Source organism: Polyangium jinanense, from assembly GCF_028435365.1.
Genome location: NZ_JAGTJJ010000007.1, coordinates 18,108 through 36,982 on the forward strand (window position 1 = coordinate 18,108; position 18,875 = coordinate 36,982).

An 18,875-nucleotide genomic window follows, 5' to 3' on the forward strand; every position below is an offset into this window, starting at 1 on the left:
GCGCTGCCTGTGGCCGTGGAACGCTTTGCTCGCGTCCCGCGGCTATCGCCATTGCGTCATGATTTCCACCAGACGCTCGAGATTGTACGGCTTCTGCAGCACGGGCCGGTCGCGATCGGACTCGCGCAGCCCTGCTTTCCCGTATCCGGTCATGAAGACGAACGGGAGACCCCGCTCGGCGAGGATGTCGGCCACGGCATAGACCTTCTCGCCGGCGATGTTGACGTCCAGCCCCGCCCCATCGATCGCCTCCTCGCGGGCCAACCGAAGCGCGTCCTTCAGGTTCAATGCCGGGCCGATCACCTCGCAGCCGAGGTCGGTCAGGGCGTCTTCGAGGTACGAGGCGATCATGGCTTCATCCTCGACGATGAGGATGCGGAGTCCCTGCAGCACACCCGCGTTCTTGGGATCCAGGTTCGTCATACGGCCACGCGCTCCAGGGGCAGGTCCATCACGCAACGCACGCCCTCGGGCAGGAATTCGAGGTGCACCGCGCTGGCAAGCTGGCGCCCGAGGTCGCGTTCGATCAGGCGCGACCCGAATCCCTTGCGGCGCGGCTCCCGCACCGGCGGCCCGTGCATCTCCTGCCATTCCAGGTGGATCCGCCGCTCGTCCGCGCAGGTGGTCAGGTTCCACGTGACCTTCACGTGGCCGGACGGCAGCGATAATGCTCCGTACTTGGCCGCATTGGTCGACAGTTCGTGGAAGACCATGCCGAGCGTCACCGCCGCCTCCGGGCGGAGGTGCACCTCCTCACCGGTCAGGCTGAAGCGGCCGGCGTCGCCATTGGCGTGCGGCGCCAGCTCGGCGCATACGATGTCGCGGAGGCTGGCGCCCTGCCAGGAGGTCTCGTTCAAGAGGTTGTGCGTCTGGGACAGGGCCAGGAGCCGGGCCACGAAGGCTTCCGTGAAGGCTTTGGGCGACTCTGCCATGCGCAGCGTCTGCCCGGCGATCGCCTGCACGATCACCAGCGTGTTCTTCACCCGATGGTTCAGCTCGTTCAGCAAGATCTTCTGGCGCTCTTCCGCCTGCTTGCGCTCGGTCAAATCGAGGAAAAACGCGACTCCCTCGCTCTCCGACCCCTCGAATCGTGCACCGCCGAGCAGCACCGGGACGCGGCTACCGTCTTTTCGGAAAAACTCTTTCTCGAAAGGCTTGAACTGGCCCGTCAAGCGTATTTCCTCGAGCGCCCGTTCGGTGGCCGCATGAGATTCCGGAGGTGTCATCTTCGCCCAGTCGAGGCTTCCGGAGACCAGATCCTCCCGGCTATAGCCAACGAAGCGCAGAAATGCGTCGTTCGCGTACGTGATCCCGCCATTCAGATCCCAGAACGCGATCCCGATGATGTTGGAGTCCACCAGGCGCCGGATCCGCGCTTCTCTTTCCCGCAGCGCCTGCTCCGCCCGCTTGCGTTCGCTGTTTTCTTGCTGCAGCTGGGTATAGAGGCGGGCATTCTCCAGGGAAATGGCCGACTGGGAGGCCAAAAGCTCCAGCATCGTGATCCGATCGGCGGTGAAGACACGCGGGGTCAGGTTGTTCTCCAGATAGAGCACGCCCACCAGGGTTCCTTGCTTCACGAGGGCGAGGCAAAGCACGGAGCGGGGGCGCCGCTCGCGCACATAGGCGTCGTCCGAGAAGAGGTTGGGCGCGGCAGCGTCGTCGAGGATCACGGTCTCCCGCGTGCGGATCACGTAATGCAGAATGGACGTGGGGAGATCGGCCGGGGTGATGGGCGCCTGGCGCAGCGTGACCTCGACCCGGTCGCGCACGGTGACGACTTCGGCCTCGATGTCGCATTCGGCGCCACGGGGGTGGATCAAAAGGCCCCGCTCGGCGCCCGCGTGTTCGACCGCGATCGACAGCAACGTCTCGAGGAGCCGGTCGAGAACGAGCTCGCCGGAGACGGCCTGCGAGGCCTTGAGCACGGTGGCGAAGTCGATCTCCGAGCACGAGGCGTCGAACCAGGCGGGAGGCTCCGGCGCGCCCCGGTCCTGCTGGCACGGCTGGCATGGATTGCGCCGGTCTGGCGGCTCGGCCTGCAGAGCCGCACCCCAGCGCTCAGGGGATGGGCGGGCGGGCTGCCGGCGCGTCGCCTCGCGCTGGAGGAGCTGCGGGAAGTCTCTCTCCAGGCGCTCCGTGACCCGAAAGGCGCCCCAGCGGGCGTACAGGCGATGCGCCTCGGTCATGTAAGCGCACGCCAGGAATTCCCTGCCGCGGTCGAGGTAATGGCGGGCGCAGAGCTCGCTGGCAAGCGCCGCATCATGCAGGAAACGCCCCTCCCGCGCGGCGGCGATCCCGCTATCGTACAGGGTGCCCGTGCCTTCGCGCCCCTCGACCCGGGCGAGCTCTGCCTGCAGGATCAAGTTGCGGTGGCGGAAGCTCGCTGGGCCGAATTGCGCCCAGAGCTCCACCTTGCGCGCGCATTCCCCGAGCCTCGCGAGGTAAACTTCCCTGAGCGCTGGGGCGGCCGTCTCGGCGGCACGCGAGAAAGAAAGCCCGCCATAAAAATAATAGCACGGGAACACGTGCCATGCCGTCAGCATTCCCAGGCTCTTCGGGTCGGTCGAGTTCCAGATCTCCGCCACCTCCTCGTACGCGCCCTGGAAGATGCCGGCGAGGACGTCGAAGACCTTCACGAAGTAGAGGGACGCCTGGTTGTTGATCCTGCGGGCCTCCTCGGTGACGGCGTCGATGTCCACCCAGCCCCCCGCGTGCGTCCGCTCGCCCTCGGCCGGCGTGCCGAGCTCCTCGGCGACCTGCGCGGCGGCCCCGACCAACCACGTGATCGTATTGAATTTGTCGAGCTTGCAGAGCGGCAGGTACAGCTTCGCCTCCTCGACGATATCGCGCAGGTGCGCCCCGCGGAGCAGGCTGTTCTGGATCGCGTTGCACGTGTTGTAGAACGCCCAGATGTATTGCCCCGTCTCGATGCCGGAGTGGATGCCCTTGCGCAGAGAAGCCTTCGAGTTCTCGTAGGTGTCCTTCCAGTGCTGGACCCACGCGCCCCACATGTTGCACAACATGGACTCGGACTTCTTGTCCGGATGGATCTCGTTGAGGCGGACCGCCGCCCGTCCGAACTCGTACCCCTTGTCGATATCGAGCCTGGCGCACAGGAACGTCCCGAAATTCACGTACGCGTAGATCGAATTCTTCGAGACGCCATGCTCGAGCGTATTCTGCAGGATCCGCATCACCGTGATCCCGAAATTGTTCGTGCCGAGCTGATAGGTGGGCGAGAACATCTCCTGCAGGACATCTTGCAGGACGGCGATCTCGGGATCGTTCAGCGCGGGCAGGTCGACGAGAGATGCAATGGGGCGGTCGCCGATCATGGCGATCGTCCGATCGAACTCGGCGGCGAGCATGCTGTCATCGGGGTAGGGCGGCAAATGGATGTCGAAGGCCTGCAGGGCCGCGAGCCCCTCTTCCAGGGCAGCGGGCAGATCATTCTTGAGGATCTGCACGTTCATTTTCAGGCGCCGCACCTCTGTCCTGTGACGGCGTCCCTTCGCATGATCGAAGCAGCCCGCGAGGGTCGCGAGAGCGTCGTCGTGCCGCTCGCAGAGCGACTCCATCATTCCTTTTTTCGTGTGATAGAGGAATGTCAGCTCGTAATCGGAGGTCCACGCATCCTCGGGCAGCATGGCCATGCCGTGCTCCAGGTACTTCAAAGCCGCGGTGAAGGCCGCCGACTCCTCGGCTCGCCCGGCAGCCTCGAGGTTGAGCTTGGCCGATTGCATGCGCTCTTGCGGGGCTTGGATCAGGTCGCCTGCACTGTTCATGTGATTGACGATGTCGAACAGATTGCGACCCGCGTCGGAATCCAGCTTGCCGAGCAGGAGCTTCGCGATCCGGTAGTGGAACGCCGGTCGGTCTCCCACCGGAATCAGCGAGTACGCTGCCTCCTGGATCTTGTCGTGCGCGAAGCGGTATCGTTCGTCTGCGCTCACGATCAATCCTTCTCCGAGGGCTCTGTCGAGGCTCCCGTACGTCTCTTCGGGAGGGCGCTCGCTGACGGTGTTCAGGACGTCGAGCTCGAACATGTTGCCGATCGCCGAGGCCAGCCGCAGCACCTCCTGCGTCGCCTGCGACAGGCGCCGAATGGTCTCCGCCATGAGGCTGAGGACGTTGTCGGTGTACTCCAGCCTCGCGATTTGTGGCAGGTCCCAGCCCCAGCCCGCATGGGGATCGAAGACGAGCACCTTCGTCTCGTAAAGGTGCCTCATGAACTGCTTCACGAAGAACGGGTTGCCTCCGGTCTTCTTCAGAACCGCGTTCGCGAGCGCGGCTCCATCGGTGGTCTGCAGGCTGTCCTTGATGAGCTCGATCAGGTGGACCAGCCGGAGGGGTTCGAGAACGATGTTCACCACCTCGAGGCCGCTCTTTTGAAGCTCGTCCAGCGCGACGATGAAGGGATGCGTCGGGCTCACTTCGTTGTCGCGATAAGCACCACAAAAGAAGAGCGATTCCATCTCGTCGTTCGCGAGAATGGTCGTGATCAGGCTGAGGCTGGCCGAATCCACCCATTGCAGGTCGTCGATGAACATGGCCAGCGGGTGGGCGTGTCTGGCAAAGACCGACACGAAATTTTGGAAATAACGATTGAATCGATTTTGTGCCTCGAGCGGACCAAGCGCGGGGACGGGCGGTTGCTCGCCGATGATGTGCTTCAAGAACGGGAGCACGTCGCAGATGACCTGCCCGTTGCTCCCGAGGGCGTTCCGGATGGCGTCCCGCCATTTCGTGATTCTATCCTCGCTCTCGGAGAGGAGCTGCTTGATGAGCGAGTCGAATGCCTGCACGATGGCGCTGTAGGGCGTGTCGCGGTTGTGCTGGTCGTATTTCCCGCTGATGTAGTAGCCCTTCTCGCGCGCTAGCGGCTTCAGGATCTCCTGGACGAGCGACGATTTGCCGATGCCCGAATAGCCCGAAACGAGGACGATCGCGCGCTTCCCTTGGAGCACGGCGTCAAACGACTCGATGAGCTTCCGGATGTCCCCTTCACGGCCATAGAGCTTCTGGTGGATCTGGAAGATATCTCTCCTGTCGCGCTGGCCAGGGCCGAACGACCCGATCCTGCCGCTCTGCTCCCATTGCCACCGGCACTCTTCCAGATCGGCCTTCAGACCCTCGGCGCTGTGGTAGCGGTCTTCAGCGTTCTTGCTGAGGAGCTTCATCGTGATGGCCGAGAGCGCGTCGGGCACCTCCGGGTTGATTTCCGAGGGGGGAATCGGCTTCACGGCGATGTGAGCGTGCATCAACTCGAGCGGGTCCATCGCCTCGAACGGCTTTCGCCCGGCGAGCATCTCGTAGAATACGACCCCGAGCGAGTACATGTCGGTGCGGTAATCAACGCTGCGGTTCATGCGACCGGTCTGCTCGGGCGAGGTGTAGGGGAGCACCTCCGAGAGGACGCGGGGGCTGTAGATCTCCTCTTTCTCACGCGTCACGATGGAATCGACACCGAATCCCGTAAGCTTCACCTGTCCTCCCTCGCCGAGCAGGATGTTCGGAGGCCTCACGTCGCCGTGGGTGAGACCGCGCCGGTGGATGTCGGCCAGGGCTTCGGCCATCGAGACGGCGGCGTCGAGGAACGCGCGGATGTCGAGCTTGCCGGGCGTCTTTGCGGACAGCGCCGTGCCCGGGAAATACTCGGTGATGAGCATCAGCCCGTCACCGTGCTCCTCGACATCGTGTACCTTGACGACCCTCTCCGAATCGATGCGCTTGATGATGCCGTAGGTGTGCTTGAAGCGCGTGATGTCGGCGAGCCGTGTGTAATCGGTGTGCAGCATCTTCATCGCCACCTCGACCCCGTCGGCCTCGCGGTAGGCTCGATACGTGGCGGAGCCTGCGCTCTCGCCGGTCTTCGCGGTGACGCGATACCCTTTGAGATGAACCGCCCCTGGTTCCGTCGGAAGGCGTGTCATGGGTATGCCCTCCGCATGCCTGACATCGAGCAGGCGCCACCGCACGCGCGCGGCGGATCGGGCAGGCTCTGGAGAGCTTCGCCACGATGTTCGGAGGCAACCATCCGAGCAGAAGCTGCACGTCGACAGGGGAGGGGAACGGCGAGGCTTGCGAACAACCCGAGCCGCACGGCGCTCGAGACCGTCGCGGCGAGGGCCTGGGGCAGGACCGAACCGGCAATCTGCGGCGCGAGCGCTCTCGGCCGTAGGTGCGACAGTCGGGGCAGATCGGCCGCGACTTCGGATCTCCGAAGTTCCCCCATATAACATGCCTACGAGCGTCCCTCCGCCCTGTCAACGTGATCCCGCGGGTGGGGAAAATCGAGCGATTGCGCCACCTCTGCCGGACGAGTTCGTGAAGTAGGGTCGAAACCCGGACGTCGCAGGCTGCCGGTAATGGTATAAGCGAGTGGATGACTCGCCTGACCATGCTTGCTTTCTTCGCGCTCGCCTTCGGGGCGGGCATCTCCTCTGTGCAAGCCGCGGAGCCACCTCCGGCTCCAGCGGCGTCGCCCGCCGTGCGCGCCGCGCCGACCCCGACACGGATCCGGCGCTGGTATGGGTGGCAAACCCTGATCGGCATCGGCGCGGCCGACACCGTTGCCTTCCCCTTGTCGTGGGTCAAGCTCGCGCTCTTCGGGCCCATCACCTTGGGCTTGCGGGCCTTCGTGCCGCCGATCGTGCACTGGTCACACGGTCACATCGGCAAGGGCTTCGGCAGCCTCGCGCTGAACCTCTGCCTCCCCGCGGCCACGGCCGGGATTGGCTTTGCGCTGGGGCTTAAGTGGGCCGATTATAGTCCGGGCGTCTCGTGGATCTCCGGCGGCTTCATTGGCATTCTGGCCGCTCCTACGATCGATATGGCCGTGCTCTCCACGGAGGAGGTCGAGGTGCCTGCCAAAAGGGCCTCGTCCCCCCTCCTCCCCCGCGTGATGGCCGTCGTGCCCATGGTCGCCGCGGATCGCGTCGGCCTCACCCTGATCGGCCAGCTCTGAAATCGGCGCTCGGCCCCGGAGACGCCGGCCGCCCACGTCGGAGAGACAACCGTCTGGTTTCTGGACGGTCCTGAAACGAGAAGGACTTCGTGTCCTTCGATCTCGTCGTGTGGCCTGGTTCGCCCGTTGCTCCATCCCGGTTCTTCGAAGCGCTCGAGCACCAGCATCCAAGCGGGATGCCGCCCCTCCCGCGGGAGCACCTCCTCACCGCAATCACGTCGGCGAGCGAGGACAGCCCACCTTCTTTTCCACGCTGGTCCATCCACTTCGCCGACCCGGCGAGGTCATGCAACGCGCCGGTCGGCGGCTCCTCGAGCTTCTTCATCGCCCCTGGCGCTCGGCCCGCGCGCCTGCGAGCAGCGCTCGGTAGAGCTCGTAAAAGCGTGCCTCGTCGAGCGGCTCGGTGTGGTTCCACGTCGCGACGATGCAATGGCGGCGTCCGCCTCGTTCTGCCCACGTCGAGAGGTTCAGGATGCCCGGCTCCGAGCCGCCCTTGTAGGCGATCACGTCCCATTCCTTCGGCGAAGCGAGACCGGGATTGAGCCGCGCGACGGGCAGGTCCTTCGTCTTTTCGAGCAGCGTGCACAGGTCGCGCGCCGTGAACATCCATTCGACGTCGAGGGCGCGCGGCCCATCGTGCGCGTAGGCCTCGAGCGACGGCAGGGGGGTCTTCCGGAGCTCGTCCCGCATGGCGCGCCGACCGGCCGGATCGGCCGCGCGGAAGCGCTCGAGCAGCGCGGCGTTTTGCTGTGTCTTGAGCACGAATAGCTCGCGCGTCGTCAGGAGCGGCGTGTTGCCCGGCGCGTGTCTTTCGACCGCGGCGCGGCCGAGCAGGTGGATGAGCGCGTCGGTCGCGGTGTTGTCGCTCTGCGCGATCATCAGCGCGGCGAGCGTGTGCACCGTGAGAGGCGCGCCGTCGGGAAAGCTCTGCAAGATTCCCGTGGGGAGGCTCTTGTCCTCCGGGCGGAGCGTGACGACGCGGTCCCAAGCGAGCTTCTTTCCGTCGATTTGCTCACGCAAAGCGGCGAGCACCGCGAGCTTGAACGCGGAGCCCACCGCGAGCGGCGCGTCCGCTGCGTGCTCGGCCGCGGTCTTGCCGTCCGTCAGGACGAGGACGGACGTTTTCCCGGGAAGCCGGCGTATTTGCGCGAGCGTGGCGTCGAGCGGAGGCGCGACGGTGAGCTCGGGCGCACTGAACCAGAGCGAGGTGATCCGCCCGGACGCGTCGATCGTGATCTTCGTAGGCACCCGGCCCTTCTCGAAGATGGCGACGAAGCCGCCTTCGGTCTTTTCGAGGCCCGTGAGCGCGCCGAGCGACGCTCGCATTTGCGCGACGATCGCGTCGAGCTTCGAGGCCGGCACGGCGTCGGCGAACGACTTCGCGAGCCAGGCCTTGTCCGTCCTCTCCGCGCGGAGGAGCCTCAACAGCGCCTCCTCGGGGGTCTTCGCACCCGTTTCGGCGTTCACAGGCGCCCCGTCGGGATCCGCAGCCGCGACACGTGGCGTGGGCGGCGACGCAGCCTGCACCTCCGGCTCGGGGCAGGTGACGGGTGGCGCCGCGCTCGCGCAGCCGGCGAGCGCGACGGAGACGAGCCAGACGCACCTTCGGAGCACCATGATCACAGGGAAGCATCCCAAGAGCCGATGGGATTGCAAGGGGACATCGCGCGTGTCTCAGGCTGTGAGCGTCGCGTCGGCAGACAGGGCGAGCATCTCCGCGCTCGCTCCGCCTCGCCGCGGCTCATGCTCAGACCTCGATGGTATAGCTGTCGAACCGATACGTGTTCGGCGCTTGGGCTTCGACCTCGCGCGCGGTCTTCGTTCCGAGCTCTTCCTGTTGCTCGTGCTCGTCGAGCTCCTTGCCATCGGTACGTCGAACGAACAAGGCGGGACCAAACGCGGTCATGTGCAGAGCGGTAATCGAGCCGGTCACCGCTCGCAAGGAGACTTTCGCTCATCGCGTCGACCCAGGTGCTCGTCCTCGACGAATGCCGAGAAACGCCCTCATCGAGCTTCGCGAGTTCTTTTTATCGGACGCTTCATTTACGAAAGGACGACGCGACGGTATGCCCCCCCGACCGCCCGGCAGGCGCGAAGAGCTTGGTGACGAACTCGAGGAGGACGGCGACCTTCGGCAGAAGGTGACGGCTTTTCGGGTAGAGGGCGTGAATCGGCCATGTCGTGCCGGGGTGCTTTTCGAGGACGAACACGAGGTCCCCACGCGCGACGGCGTCGTGCGCGAGGAAATCGAAGAGCGCGACGATACCCTTTCCCGCGATCGCAAGCTCGCGGAGCGCTTCCGCGTCGTTCGCGTGGAACGGGCCTCGGATGTCCGCGTTGACCGTACCTTCGTCGGAGGTGAACTGGAAGGGGGCGGGCCGCCCGTCGCGGAGGTATCCGACGCAGTCGTGCCGGGCGAGATCACGCGGGCTCTTGGGGGCGCCGCGCCTCTTCACGTACGACGGCGCGGCGACGTGGACGATCCGGCTCGCGCCGAGCTTCTTCGCGATGAGGTTCGATTCGCCGAGCCGCCCGATGCGCACGAGGACGTCGAGAGAAGGCGGCGTGCGGCCGAAGCTCGGCGCGACCGTGCTCGTCCAGGGCACCGGCGGGGTTTCGCTCTTCGCCGCGCAACTCGCGCTCGCCGAGGGCCTACGCGTCATCGCGACGACGTCGAGCCCCGAAAAAGCCGAGCGCCTGAAGAAACTCGGTGTCACGGACATCATCGACTATCGACAGAACCCGGCGTGGCACGAAGACGTGCTTCGTCTCACCGGCGGCGAAGGTGCCGATCACATCGTCGAGGTCGGCGGTCCCGGGACGCTCTCCCAATCGCTTCAAGCCGTCGCGGAGGCACGGTGAGCCTCATCGGCGTCCTCACCGGTTTTGCCGGCCCGATCGATCCGATGCCCGTGCTCTTCCGCGCCTCGCGCCTCGAAGGTGTGCTCGTCGGCTCGGTGCACACGTTCGAAACGATGAACCGCGCGTTCGAGGCGAAGAAGCTGAGGCCCGTCATCGACGACGTTTTCACGCTCGACCGCGCTTCCGTTGCCCTCGCCAAGATGAAAGCGGCGACCCACTTCGGAAAGATCGTCGTTCGTGTCAACGGATGAAGCGTGAGCGAGCAGCGTCAGGCGCGCCCTCGATCGCGCAAGAGCGGCGCGAGAGCCGCGCTCATGGCCACGACAGCCGCGCGAAGTCTCGCAGGCTTGAACGCGGCGAAACCGAGCAGGAGCCCGCCGCGCTGGAGCGGGCGTATCGCGAGCGCCGAGAGCGGCGTGGCGACCACCGAATGGGCAGCGATCGCAGAGGCAGCGGCGCGGTCGTCCACGCCGGGAGGTAGCCACACGCAGAGAGCGAGGCCGGCATTCGAGCCAATCACCTCGATGGCGCCCCCGAGCTCGGACGTGATCGCCTCGAGCAGCGCGGCGCGTCGTTCGGCATAAAGCTCGCGCATTCGTCGGAGGTGCGATACGAAGTGTCCCTCGCTGATGAACTCGGCGAGCGCCGTTTGCGCGAGCGGCGGCGTGAAGCGATCGAGTACGCTCTTCGCCGTGACGAAGCGGTCGAGCAGCGCGTCCGGCACGATGACATAAGCGAGCCGCAGCGCGGGGGACATCGTTTTGCTGAAGCTCCCCGCGTGAATGACGACCCCCGCGTCATCGAGCCCCTGGAGCGCCGCGAGCGGACGGCCCTCGTAACGGTACTCGCTGTCGTAATCGTCCTCGAAGATCCACGCGCCGTGCGCCGCAGCCCAATCGAGCAGCGCGAGGCGGCGCTCGATGGAAAGCGTGACGCCGAGCGGCGCCTGGTGCGCCGGCGTGACGTACGCGAGGCGCGCGTCCGGCGCACGCTCGATGCCGGCGGCGACGTCGAGCCCGTCTTCGTCGATGGGCAGCGGGACGATCTCCGCACCCAGGCATTCGAGCAGGGGGCGCACGCCCACGTAGCCGGGATCTTCCATCCAGACGCGATCGCCTGGATCGAGGACGAGCCGCGCGGTGATGTCGAGCGCCTGCTGCACGCTGGGCATGACGATCACCTGCTCGGCCGAGCACGAGACGCCCCGCGCGACGCGCAGGTGCTCTGCGATGGCCTCGCGCAGCACGCGCACGCCACGGATGTCGATGTCGGCGAGGCGTGTGCCCACCGCGCGCCGCGCGGCGCGGGTCACCATCCGGCTCCAAGCCTCGTGGGGGAAGACGTCGAGGGCCGGGAGGTGCGCGCGGAAGGGACGGAGCGTGCCGGAACGGCCGAACGGGTTTTTCGATGCGTCGAGCCCTGCACCCCAGCGCGACAGGTGCGGCGCGCGCGGCCGAGCGCGTCGCTTCGCGCCCGGGGGTTTTACCTGGAGCCATGCGTCCGGTAGATCGCTGCTGACGAAGGTGCCGGAGCCATGCCGGCCCACGATGTAGCCCTCCGCCGCGAGCTGCCCGAACGCCGCGACGACCGTGCCGCGCGCGACCCCGAGCTGCTCTGCGAGATCACGCGTCGAGGGCAAGCGGGCGCCGGGCCGGAGGCGTCCTTCGAGGATCGCACCACGAAGCGCGTCGTAGGCTGCGCGGTGCATGGGGACACCGTGCTCGCGAAGGGGGATCGGCAGTTCGGGGACACGCGTGCGGCGGCTCATGGGGGGCGAAGTGGTCCAGCCCGTGGTGGGCAAAGTGGAGCTTCCACGTGGACCACTCCAACGCTACACCCTCGCCAAGGAGAAATCATGAAGCAACGCATCGCCTACCAAGACGTCGCCCCGAAAGCCTTTCGTGCGCTCCTCGCCCTCGCGCAGCACGTGCGTACTTCCGGCCTCGACCACAAGCTCGTCGAGCTCGTCAATCTGCGGGTCTCCCAGATGAACGGATGCGCGTTCTGCATCGACATGCATACGAAGGAGCTTCGCGCTGCCGGGGAGACGGAGCAGCGGCTTTATCTCCTCTCGGCATACCGGGAAGCACCCTTCTATTCCGACCGAGAGCGCGCCGCGCTCGCGTGGGCCGAGGCCGTGACCGAGCTCGGCAAAGACGGCGTGTCGGATGCGGTCTACGAGGAGGCGCGACGACATTTCGGGGAGGCGGAGCTCGTCGAGCTGACGGTGGCCGTGATCCACATCAATGCGTGGAATCGCATGAACGTTCCCTTCCGGATGCCCGCGGGCACCTACACGCCGAGTGCCCGATGAGGCCCCGCGAGAGTGCCGAACGATTCCGCGCCCTGCACGCGGAAGGCCATCTCCTCGTTCTGGCGAACGTCTGGGACGCGGCCTCGGCGCGCGTCGTGGAGGCCGCGGGCGCCGAGGCGATCGCGACGAGCAGCGCCTCGCTTGCCTGGGCGCATGGCTACCCGGACGGCGAACGCCTGCCGCTCGACGCGCTCGTCGCGGCCGTGCGCGAGATTGCCGCGGTCGTGTCGGTGCCGATGACGGTCGATCTCGAGCGTGGCTACTCCGACGATCCCGCCGCTGTCGTCGAGGCGGTGGCGCGGATCGCGGATGCGGGTGCCGTCGGCGTGAACCTCGAAGATCGGTTTGGGCCGCCCGACGTCCTCGCGAACAAGATCCGTGCGTGCAAGCGCGAGGCAAGGATCGCGGACGTGTTCATCAACGCGCGCATCGACGTGTTCATGGGCCGCGGGGCGCCGCCCGAGAACGCGCAGGGCGAGGCGCTTGCGCGCGGGCGTACCTACGCGGACGCGGGAGCGGACGGCCTGTTCGTTCCGAAGGTCACGGCGCCTTCGGCGATCGAAGCCCTGGCGCGCAGCACGCCGCTGCCCCTCAACGTCATGGCCTTGCCGGGACTGCCGAGCGTGCGCGAGCTCAAGGCGTACGGGGTCCGGCGTCTCAGCGCCGGACCCTGGCTGGGCCTCGCGGCGCTCAGCGCGGCACGCCGGGCCTGCGTCGACCTCTTCGAGCACGGCTCGTACGAGAAGCTCTTCGACGCCGACCTCTCCTTCCCGGCGCTGAACGATCTGCTCGCGAGGTGACCTTGGGAGGTCGAGGGACCTGCGCGAACGGTTTCAAGCTCGACCCGGGAGGTCCCGGGACCTGCTTGAACGGAGCGCAACATCGAGCCGGAGGTCCCGGGACCTGCTTCTTCGGGGTCGAAGACCGATGACGGAGGTCGAGGGATCTGTCCGCGCGGCGGAGAGGGGGAAAGGCGCTGGATCGAGCCGGAAACTCCCCCCTCTCAGGTCGGCGCGGCCCGCGCGGAGCTGCTTTGCCCGTTCACACGACGCGGGATCGCCGGGCGTAGGGCTTCTGGTGCTCGCCGCGGGCGCTTCCTTCCGCGGAGAGGAGCCTCTCGATGCGGTCCTCGAGGGGCGGGTGGCTCGAGAAGAGGGCAACCATGCGGCCGCCGCGGATACCGAACGCCTGCATGCTGGTGGGCAAGAGGCTCGGCTCGCCTTGTTGCATGCGGAGCGTGTTCAAGGCGCCGGCCATGGGCTGCTTGCCGACGAGCTCGGCACCGCCATCATCCGCGCGGAACTCGCGACGCCGGCTGAACCAGGCGACGATCAAGCTCGCGAGGATGCCGAACACGATCTGCAAGATGATGCTGCTCACGAAGTAGGCGATGCCTGGACCTCGCTCCTCGCCGTCCTCGGAGCGGCTCAAGAATCGGTCGATGAGGAAGCCCACGACGCGACTCAGGAAGATGACGAACGTGTTCAGCACGCCCTGCAAGAGCGTGAGCGTCACCATGTCTCCGTTGGCGACGTGCGCGATCTCGTGACCGAGCACGGCCTCGACTTCCTTTTGCGGCATGTTCCGCAAGAGGCCCGTGGAGACGGCGACGAGGGCCTTGTCGCGCCGCGCGCCCGTGGCGAAAGCATTCATCTCCGGGCTGTCGTAGACGGCGACCTCGGGCATCCCGATGCCTGCCTCGCGCGCGAGCCTCGCGACGGTCTGCAAAAGCCAGGTTTCCTCGGCGTTACGGGGGACGCCGAGGACCTGCGCGCCGGTGCTCCATTTGGCCATGGTCTTCGACAGGAGGAGCGAGATCAGCGAGCCGCCGAAGCCGATCAGCGCGGCCGTGACGAGCAGCCCTGGCAGGTTGATCCGCACCCCTTGCTGCACGAGGAAGCGCTCGAGGCCGAAAACCTGGGCGAGGATGGCGAGCATGGCCACGACCGCCAGGTTGGTCAATACGAACAGGGCGATCCGGCTGATGAATTTGCCTTTCATTCGTGATCTCCACAATCCGAAAGGACGGGCACGGTAAACCTGTGACGCGTCCGTCCCGGTGCAAGAGGCAAACCGGCGAAGCGCGCCGAAGCTTCCGTGAATGAGACATCGGAAAAACCGTGGTGGGGGCCTTTCACGACCTCCCTCCGGCCATTCGAATCCGGAGTATCGACGGCAATGGCCGGACGCTTGCGTCCCACCAAAGTCAGCGCGCGGCCGCCATGGCCGGGGTATCAACCACGTTCAGGATTTGGTTGTTTGGCAAACAACCATGCGTTCAGTCGTGGCCGTGGCATCGGGCGCTCCCTGCGCAACGAAAATAGCCGGACGACCTGGACATGTGGTACTCGTTGGTACATGGGGCTTGGTCCCGGATACGCGGTTTCGAAGCACGTGAGACTCGTGCGCCTGCTCGGACGGGGCGGCATGGGAAGCGTGTGGATCGCGGACCACCTCGGGTTGAAGACGCAGGTCGCGGTCAAGTTCGTGGCGGACGTGCACGCCAGCGACCCGGCGACCCGAATGCGCTTCCAGCGCGAGGCCACGAGCGCGGCCCAGATCGGGAGCCCGCACATTGTAAATATCCATGATCACGGTGTCACCGGCGACGGGATCCCGTACATGGTCATGGAGCTGCTCGATGGGGAGGACCTGTCGTCGTGCATCAAACGAACAGGCCCGCTGCCTCTCGAGGACGTCGCCAGGATCGTCTCGCAGACCAGCAAGGCGCTCGGCAAGGCCCACCGGCTCGGGATCGTGCATCGCGACATCAAGCCGAGCAACATCTTCCTCCTCGACACGGAGGGCGACATCTTCGTCAAAGTGCTCGACTTCGGCATTGCAAAGCCGGGCGGCGGCGAATCGAGCGACGTGACGAGCACCGGGATGATCGTCGGGACCATCCTCTACGCGAGCCCCGAGCAGCTTCTCAACGCCAAGAGCGTTGATTTCCGCGCGGATCTCTGGTCCCTGGGGGTCGTCGCCTACCGCGCGATGACAGGCAAGCTGCCATTTTCCGACGAGAATGGGATCGGCGCGCTGTTCCTGGCCATGCAAGCGGGGAAGTTCGTTCCGCCGAGCCAGATCGTGAGCACCATCCCGCCCGAGGTCGACGAATGGTGCAAGCGCGCCCTCGCACATGACCCCGCGGCGCGGTTCGCCTCGGCCAGGGAGATGGCGGACGCGCTCTACACCGCCCTCGGCAGGATATCGTCTCCGTCCCTCACGCGTGCTCCCCACAACGGGGCCAGCTCGTCTTCGCGCCACGTCTCCCGTGGAGAATCGACCGGGGCTCCATCCGTCGTCGGAGGCATCGGACGGCGGGACGAGAAGGTAACGGTCGTCGAACACAGCTACAGGCCGTTTTCGTCGGACGGCGAAGCGTCACAAGATTCCTCCGTCCACTCCGTGGCTTCCTCCGCGCATATCGACAAGGATGCGAGCTCCCGTGACGCGGCAAAGGAGCCGAGCTCCCTCGGTGGGCCCGCGTCCGCGATGACGTACGTCGGTGAGGCGGGGACCCGCGGATCGGGGGCGCCCGGACCGGGTCGACGTTGGCCCATGATCGCCGCGGCGGTGGTGAGCCTCCTCGGGGCAGGCGCGCTCGGGTTTGCCTATCTGAAGCCCCCCACGAAGCCGCTCGGCGGGCCGTCGACGCCGGTCATCGAGAATGAACCTTCCGTGACCGCGGCCCCGTCCGCGAGCCCGACCCCAGAGGACAACAAGGCGCCGCCTGTCGTCGAGCCGGCCTCGAGCCGCATGGACATCGCCCCGAATCCGCCTGCGCCAAGCGAGTCCATGTCCAGTGCCTCCGCTCCGAGTGCGTCCGCGCCGGCGGCACGTCCGAAGCCGTCGGCGAGGCCAGGCGGCCCTGAGCGAAGCAATCCGCTACCCGAGAAGGATTATGGTTTCTGAACGGTCGGTGATTTCGCGACGTATCACAAAGGTTCGTGTTTCGAGGGGGGTCGCGTGGTTGTCTCGTGTCGCGGCATTGCTGGTCACCGCGACGCTCCTCGCGCCTTCCCTCGCGCTCGCGGCTGAGCCTTCCTCGGCGGACAAGGAGACGGCGCGCAACCTCATGAAAGAGGGTGACGCGAAGTTTGCCTCGAAGGACTACGCAGGCGCCCTCAAGGCTTATCAGGCGGCGCATGCGATCATGCAGGTTCCGAGCACGGGCCTGCCGCTCGCCAGAGCCCAGATCGAGCGCGGGCTGCTCGTCGAGGCGCGCGATACCTTGTTGCAAGTTTCGCGTCACCCGAAGGACGCGAACGAGCCGGCGGCATTCGTGAAGGCTCGTGAAGAGGCCGCGGATCTCGCGCAAAAGCTCGCGACCCGTATCCCGTCGCTGGTGATCGTCGTGGAGGGCGCTTCGAGCGACGTTGCCGCCGTGGCCGTGGACGGGGCGTCGATTCCCTCCGCGGCGCTCTCCGCGCCACGCAAGGTCAATCCGGGCTCGCATACGGTCACCGCCTCCGCGAGCGGATTTCACGCGGCGAGCGCGACCATCAACGTGAAGGAAGGGGCAAACGAGAAGGTCACGCTCAAGCTCGTCCCGGCCGATGGCAGCAAGCCGCCGCCGGCGCCGAGCTCGCCTGCTCCGGCGATCCAGGGCGGAGGGAAGCTCCGGATCGAGAGCTCCGCACACGAGGGGAACGTCTTCATCGACGGGAAAGCCGTGGGCGCGACGCCGCTGGAGGTGCCGGTCACGGCGGGCGTGCACGAGGTCGAGATCCAATACCCGGGCGGCACGAACGAAAAAAAGCAGGCGACCGTCGACGCCGGCCAGACCGAGCGCGTGGAGTTTCGACCTTCCCCGATGGATGAAGTGGCGCGGTACCGGAAGGGCCTCCATTTCGGCGGGTCGTTCAGTCCCGCGATGGCGGTGTATACCGAAGGCGGCGCGATCATGTTCGGCGCGGCTGCGGGTTTCGTGATGAACATCGGCATCACCCCGATGTTCGATTTCCGGACGGGCGGGACGCTGACGGTCGTGCACCGATTCAACGAGAATCCGGAGTATCAGGCGACCCAGATCTCCGTGGTCGTCCCGGCCATGCTCCGTGTCAACTGGAGCCCGTGGTTCTCGTCGGCTGCGGGGCTCTCGGCTGGATTCGTGGCGGATCTGCAGACGGACCCGGTGCTTTACGGCGCCTCCGTGGGCCCGGAATGGTCGCTCCTGTCCATGTGCGCCGGCGACCGGCGTCAATACGAGATTTCCTTCAGCCAGGGGCTACGGTTCGGCCAGGCCCGAAGAGATTTTCATCAGCTGGTCACGTTCACGTATCTCTCGTTGTGAACGACGACTCGATCCCAAGCTGGTCGCCCTGCTAGAACATCGATCGGTTTGACAACCGCTCGATGTTCTAGCCTTTTCGTCCCGAGGGGGACGCCTCGCGTCCCCCTCTCGTCCGGGCAAAGCCCGGCCGATTCACCCCCCGAGGCGAAAACCGCTTCGCGATCTCGCAGAGCGCCGAACAGTTCGGCGCTCTAGCAGGGCTCAGGGCTCATGCCTCAAGCGAAAACACGCGGACCCTGCGGGCGCCTCAGGGCGTCGGCACCGCGATTTCGATCACCCCATCCGCCTGCTTGAGCTCGAAACGCGACAGGAAGCTCAACCCCAGAAGCCCCTCGACGCCCGCGCCGAGATCGTCGACCACCACCGCCGGCACGCGCTTCGCCGCGAGTTTGTCCACCGCGATGGAGCCAACCAGGATGAAGAGCCCATCCTTTTGCCCGTTCGCCGTCTGCAGCACGACCTTCGGTGCCCCGGCGAGGTGGAGGCCCAGCTTTTCCGCGAGCGCTCGCGGCAGCGTCACGTAGCTCGCCCCGGTATCCACCACGAAGGACGCGGTCTCCTTGTCGTCGAGGCGAACCTTGGCGCGAATCTGGAGCTGGCCCGGCTCCATACGCAGCGCCGCGCGGCCCTCGCCCACGACCGAGCAGCCCCCTTTTTGCAGGAGATCGGCGATGCGCGTCCGGATGCCTGGCGTCCAGGGCGCACGCGAGTGGTGAAAGACGAGTTGCTGCAACGGAAAAGCCGCCTCGCAGGGCTTGCCTTGTTTCTCGTAGACCGTCGCCAGGTTGAGCGGGATGTCGGAAAGCTTCGGGTGGAGCAGGAGCGCCTGGCGGAAATCCTCCGCCGCGCGGTCGAGGTCGCCCTTTTCCTGGTACACCACGCCGCGCCACGCACGATAATGGACTTGATAAGGGTCGGAATTCACGAGCTCCGTCAGATCGGCCGCCGCCGCATCCGCCTCGCCCAGGCGCTGGTGCGCGCGGTAGGTGATGCGCCTCGTCTGGACGTATTCGCCGCATGCGGCGGTAAACGTGGCGGCCCGCGCCACCACCCCGCGGCTGTCGCCGGCCGCGAGCATCGTTTCGAGGAGCTCGAGCGTCTTCGGGCGGTCGCAAGGCTCCTTCTGAAGCTCGCTTTCGAGCTTGTGTACCGTGTTCGAGGCGGCCCCGTAGTCGTAGCGCGGCTGGTAGGTGCGGTAGGCCCAGTAGCCACCGCCCCCGAGCCCGCCCAGCACGACGAGGGCCACGAGGGCGCGTACGAGCGGCGCACGGCGCTGCTTGCGCTTGCAATTGGGGCAAAGGGCCTGCATGCCGTCGAACTGCCGGCAGACCGCGCAGAGGGCCACGAAGCACTGGCTGCACGAGGCCACCGCGGAGCTCCCGGGGTGGGCTTGGCAAACGGGGCGCTGCATGATGCCGTTTTACCGCGAAGACCTT

15 protein-coding genes are annotated in these 18,875 nt (G+C 66.4%); 7 read left to right on the plus strand and 8 right to left on the minus strand.

What is annotated here, in order from left to right:
- Positions 1 to 42: 42 nt before the first annotated feature.
- Together KEG57_RS16760 and KEG57_RS16765 are read right to left on the minus strand one after the other, a co-directional pair.
- Positions 43 to 423 (minus strand): response regulator, encoded by a 381-nt coding sequence (locus KEG57_RS16760; RefSeq protein WP_272420545.1) that lies wholly within the window; start codon positions 421 to 423, stop codon positions 43 to 45.
- Positions 420 to 5,933, minus strand: a complete 5,514-nt coding sequence (locus KEG57_RS16765) for an AAA family ATPase (protein WP_272420546.1) — start codon at positions 5,931 to 5,933, stop codon at positions 420 to 422. Before KEG57_RS16765 ends, KEG57_RS16760 begins: the two co-directional genes overlap by 4 nt.
- Before the next feature lie 452 nt (positions 5,934 to 6,385).
- Between KEG57_RS16765 and KEG57_RS16770 the strand changes: the two genes are divergently transcribed.
- On the plus strand, positions 6,386 to 6,967 hold the full coding sequence (locus tag KEG57_RS16770) for a hypothetical protein (RefSeq protein ID WP_272420548.1): 582 nt from the start codon (positions 6,386 to 6,388) through the stop codon (positions 6,965 to 6,967).
- A 321-nt stretch (positions 6,968 to 7,288) separates the two neighbouring features.
- Here KEG57_RS16770 and KEG57_RS16775 read toward each other — a convergent pair whose 3' ends face one another.
- From KEG57_RS16775 to KEG57_RS16785, 3 genes are all read right to left on the minus strand, one after another.
- Positions 7,289 to 8,584, minus strand: a complete 1,296-nt coding sequence (locus KEG57_RS16775) for a serine hydrolase (protein WP_272458602.1) — start codon at positions 8,582 to 8,584, stop codon at positions 7,289 to 7,291.
- Positions 8,585 to 8,714: 130 nt separating this feature from the next.
- Positions 8,715 to 8,873 (minus strand): hypothetical protein, encoded by a 159-nt coding sequence (locus KEG57_RS16780; RefSeq protein ID WP_272420552.1) that lies wholly within the window; start codon positions 8,871 to 8,873, stop codon positions 8,715 to 8,717.
- A 133-nt stretch (positions 8,874 to 9,006) separates the two neighbouring features.
- Positions 9,007 to 9,510 carry a substrate binding domain-containing protein gene (locus tag KEG57_RS16785; protein WP_272420553.1) on the minus strand — a complete coding sequence of 168 codons (504 nt, stop codon included), beginning with the start codon at positions 9,508 to 9,510 and terminating at the stop codon, positions 9,007 to 9,009.
- Between KEG57_RS16785 and KEG57_RS16790 the strand changes: the two genes are divergently transcribed.
- Positions 9,503 to 9,829, plus strand: coding sequence for a zinc-binding dehydrogenase (locus KEG57_RS16790; protein ID WP_272420555.1), 327 nt, complete (start codon positions 9,503 to 9,505; stop codon positions 9,827 to 9,829). The two genes, KEG57_RS16785 and KEG57_RS16790, sit on opposite strands and share 8 nt — an antisense overlap.
- On the plus strand, positions 9,826 to 10,080 hold the full coding sequence (locus tag KEG57_RS55600; protein ID WP_272420557.1) for a zinc-binding dehydrogenase: 255 nt from the start codon (positions 9,826 to 9,828) through the stop codon (positions 10,078 to 10,080). The genes KEG57_RS16790 and KEG57_RS55600 overlap by 4 nt, the downstream gene beginning before the upstream one ends.
- 17 nt (positions 10,081 to 10,097) lie before the next feature.
- On the opposite strand, the gene pdxR is transcribed toward KEG57_RS55600, so the two are convergent.
- The gene (gene pdxR, locus KEG57_RS16800) at positions 10,098 to 11,597 is read right to left on the minus strand and encodes a MocR-like pyridoxine biosynthesis transcription factor PdxR (RefSeq protein WP_272458603.1); all 1,500 of its coding nucleotides are present in this window, start codon (positions 11,595 to 11,597) and stop codon (positions 10,098 to 10,100) included.
- An 87-nt stretch (positions 11,598 to 11,684) separates the two neighbouring features.
- Here pdxR and KEG57_RS16805 point away from each other — a divergent pair, with 87 nt between their 5' ends.
- Both KEG57_RS16805 and KEG57_RS16810 read left to right on the plus strand, forming a co-directional pair.
- Positions 11,685 to 12,143 carry a carboxymuconolactone decarboxylase family protein gene (locus KEG57_RS16805; RefSeq protein WP_272420561.1) on the plus strand — a complete coding sequence of 153 codons (459 nt, stop codon included), beginning with the start codon at positions 11,685 to 11,687 and terminating at the stop codon, positions 12,141 to 12,143.
- The gene (locus KEG57_RS16810; protein WP_272420562.1) at positions 12,140 to 12,943 is read left to right on the plus strand and encodes an isocitrate lyase/PEP mutase family protein; all 804 of its coding nucleotides are present in this window, start codon (positions 12,140 to 12,142) and stop codon (positions 12,941 to 12,943) included. Before KEG57_RS16805 ends, KEG57_RS16810 begins: the two co-directional genes overlap by 4 nt.
- Before the next feature lie 241 nt (positions 12,944 to 13,184).
- On the opposite strand, the gene htpX is transcribed toward KEG57_RS16810, so the two are convergent.
- On the minus strand, positions 13,185 to 14,144 hold the full coding sequence (gene htpX / locus KEG57_RS16815) for a protease HtpX (RefSeq protein ID WP_272420564.1): 960 nt from the start codon (positions 14,142 to 14,144) through the stop codon (positions 13,185 to 13,187).
- 393 nt (positions 14,145 to 14,537) lie between these two features.
- Between htpX and KEG57_RS16820 the strand changes: the two genes are divergently transcribed.
- Together KEG57_RS16820 and KEG57_RS16825 are read left to right on the plus strand one after the other, a co-directional pair.
- Positions 14,538 to 16,058, plus strand: a complete 1,521-nt coding sequence (locus KEG57_RS16820; RefSeq protein ID WP_272458604.1) for a serine/threonine-protein kinase — start codon at positions 14,538 to 14,540, stop codon at positions 16,056 to 16,058.
- A gap of 58 nt (positions 16,059 to 16,116) precedes the next feature.
- Entirely contained in the window at positions 16,117 to 17,439 is a 1,323-nt protein-coding gene (locus KEG57_RS16825) for a PEGA domain-containing protein (RefSeq protein ID WP_272458605.1), read from the plus strand.
- A gap of 247 nt (positions 17,440 to 17,686) precedes the next feature.
- Here the strand turns inward: KEG57_RS16825 and KEG57_RS16830 are convergent, their stop codons facing one another.
- Positions 17,687 to 18,850 carry a TIGR02281 family clan AA aspartic protease gene (locus KEG57_RS16830; protein ID WP_272458606.1) on the minus strand — a complete coding sequence of 388 codons (1,164 nt, stop codon included), beginning with the start codon at positions 18,848 to 18,850 and terminating at the stop codon, positions 17,687 to 17,689.
- Between the last annotated feature and the right edge of the window lie 25 nt (positions 18,851 to 18,875).

Bases quoted from the DNA above. Each gene is read 5' to 3' on its own strand.
- KEG57_RS16790 (WP_272420555.1), top strand. From the start codon at position 9,503: ATGCGCACGAGGACGTCGAGAGAAGGCGGCGTGCGGCCGAAGCTCGGC.
- KEG57_RS16765 (WP_272420546.1), bottom strand. From the start codon at position 5,933: ATGACACGCCTTCCGACGGAACCAGGGGCGGTTCATCTCAAAGGGTAT.
- KEG57_RS16760 (WP_272420545.1), bottom strand. From the start codon at position 423: ATGACGAACCTGGATCCCAAGAACGCGGGTGTGCTGCAGGGACTCCGC.
- KEG57_RS16830 (WP_272458606.1), bottom strand. From the start codon at position 18,850: ATGCAGCGCCCCGTTTGCCAAGCCCACCCCGGGAGCTCCGCGGTGGCC.
- pdxR (WP_272458603.1), bottom strand. From the start codon at position 11,597: ATGAGCCGCCGCACGCGTGTCCCCGAACTGCCGATCCCCCTTCGCGAG.
- KEG57_RS16770 (WP_272420548.1), top strand. From the start codon at position 6,386: ATGACTCGCCTGACCATGCTTGCTTTCTTCGCGCTCGCCTTCGGGGCG.
- KEG57_RS16810 (WP_272420562.1), top strand. From the start codon at position 12,140: ATGAGGCCCCGCGAGAGTGCCGAACGATTCCGCGCCCTGCACGCGGAA.
- htpX (WP_272420564.1), bottom strand. From the start codon at position 14,144: ATGAAAGGCAAATTCATCAGCCGGATCGCCCTGTTCGTATTGACCAAC.
- KEG57_RS16775 (WP_272458602.1), bottom strand. From the start codon at position 8,584: ATGGTGCTCCGAAGGTGCGTCTGGCTCGTCTCCGTCGCGCTCGCCGGC.
- KEG57_RS16780 (WP_272420552.1), bottom strand. From the start codon at position 8,873: ATGACCGCGTTTGGTCCCGCCTTGTTCGTTCGACGTACCGATGGCAAG.
- KEG57_RS16805 (WP_272420561.1), top strand. From the start codon at position 11,685: ATGAAGCAACGCATCGCCTACCAAGACGTCGCCCCGAAAGCCTTTCGT.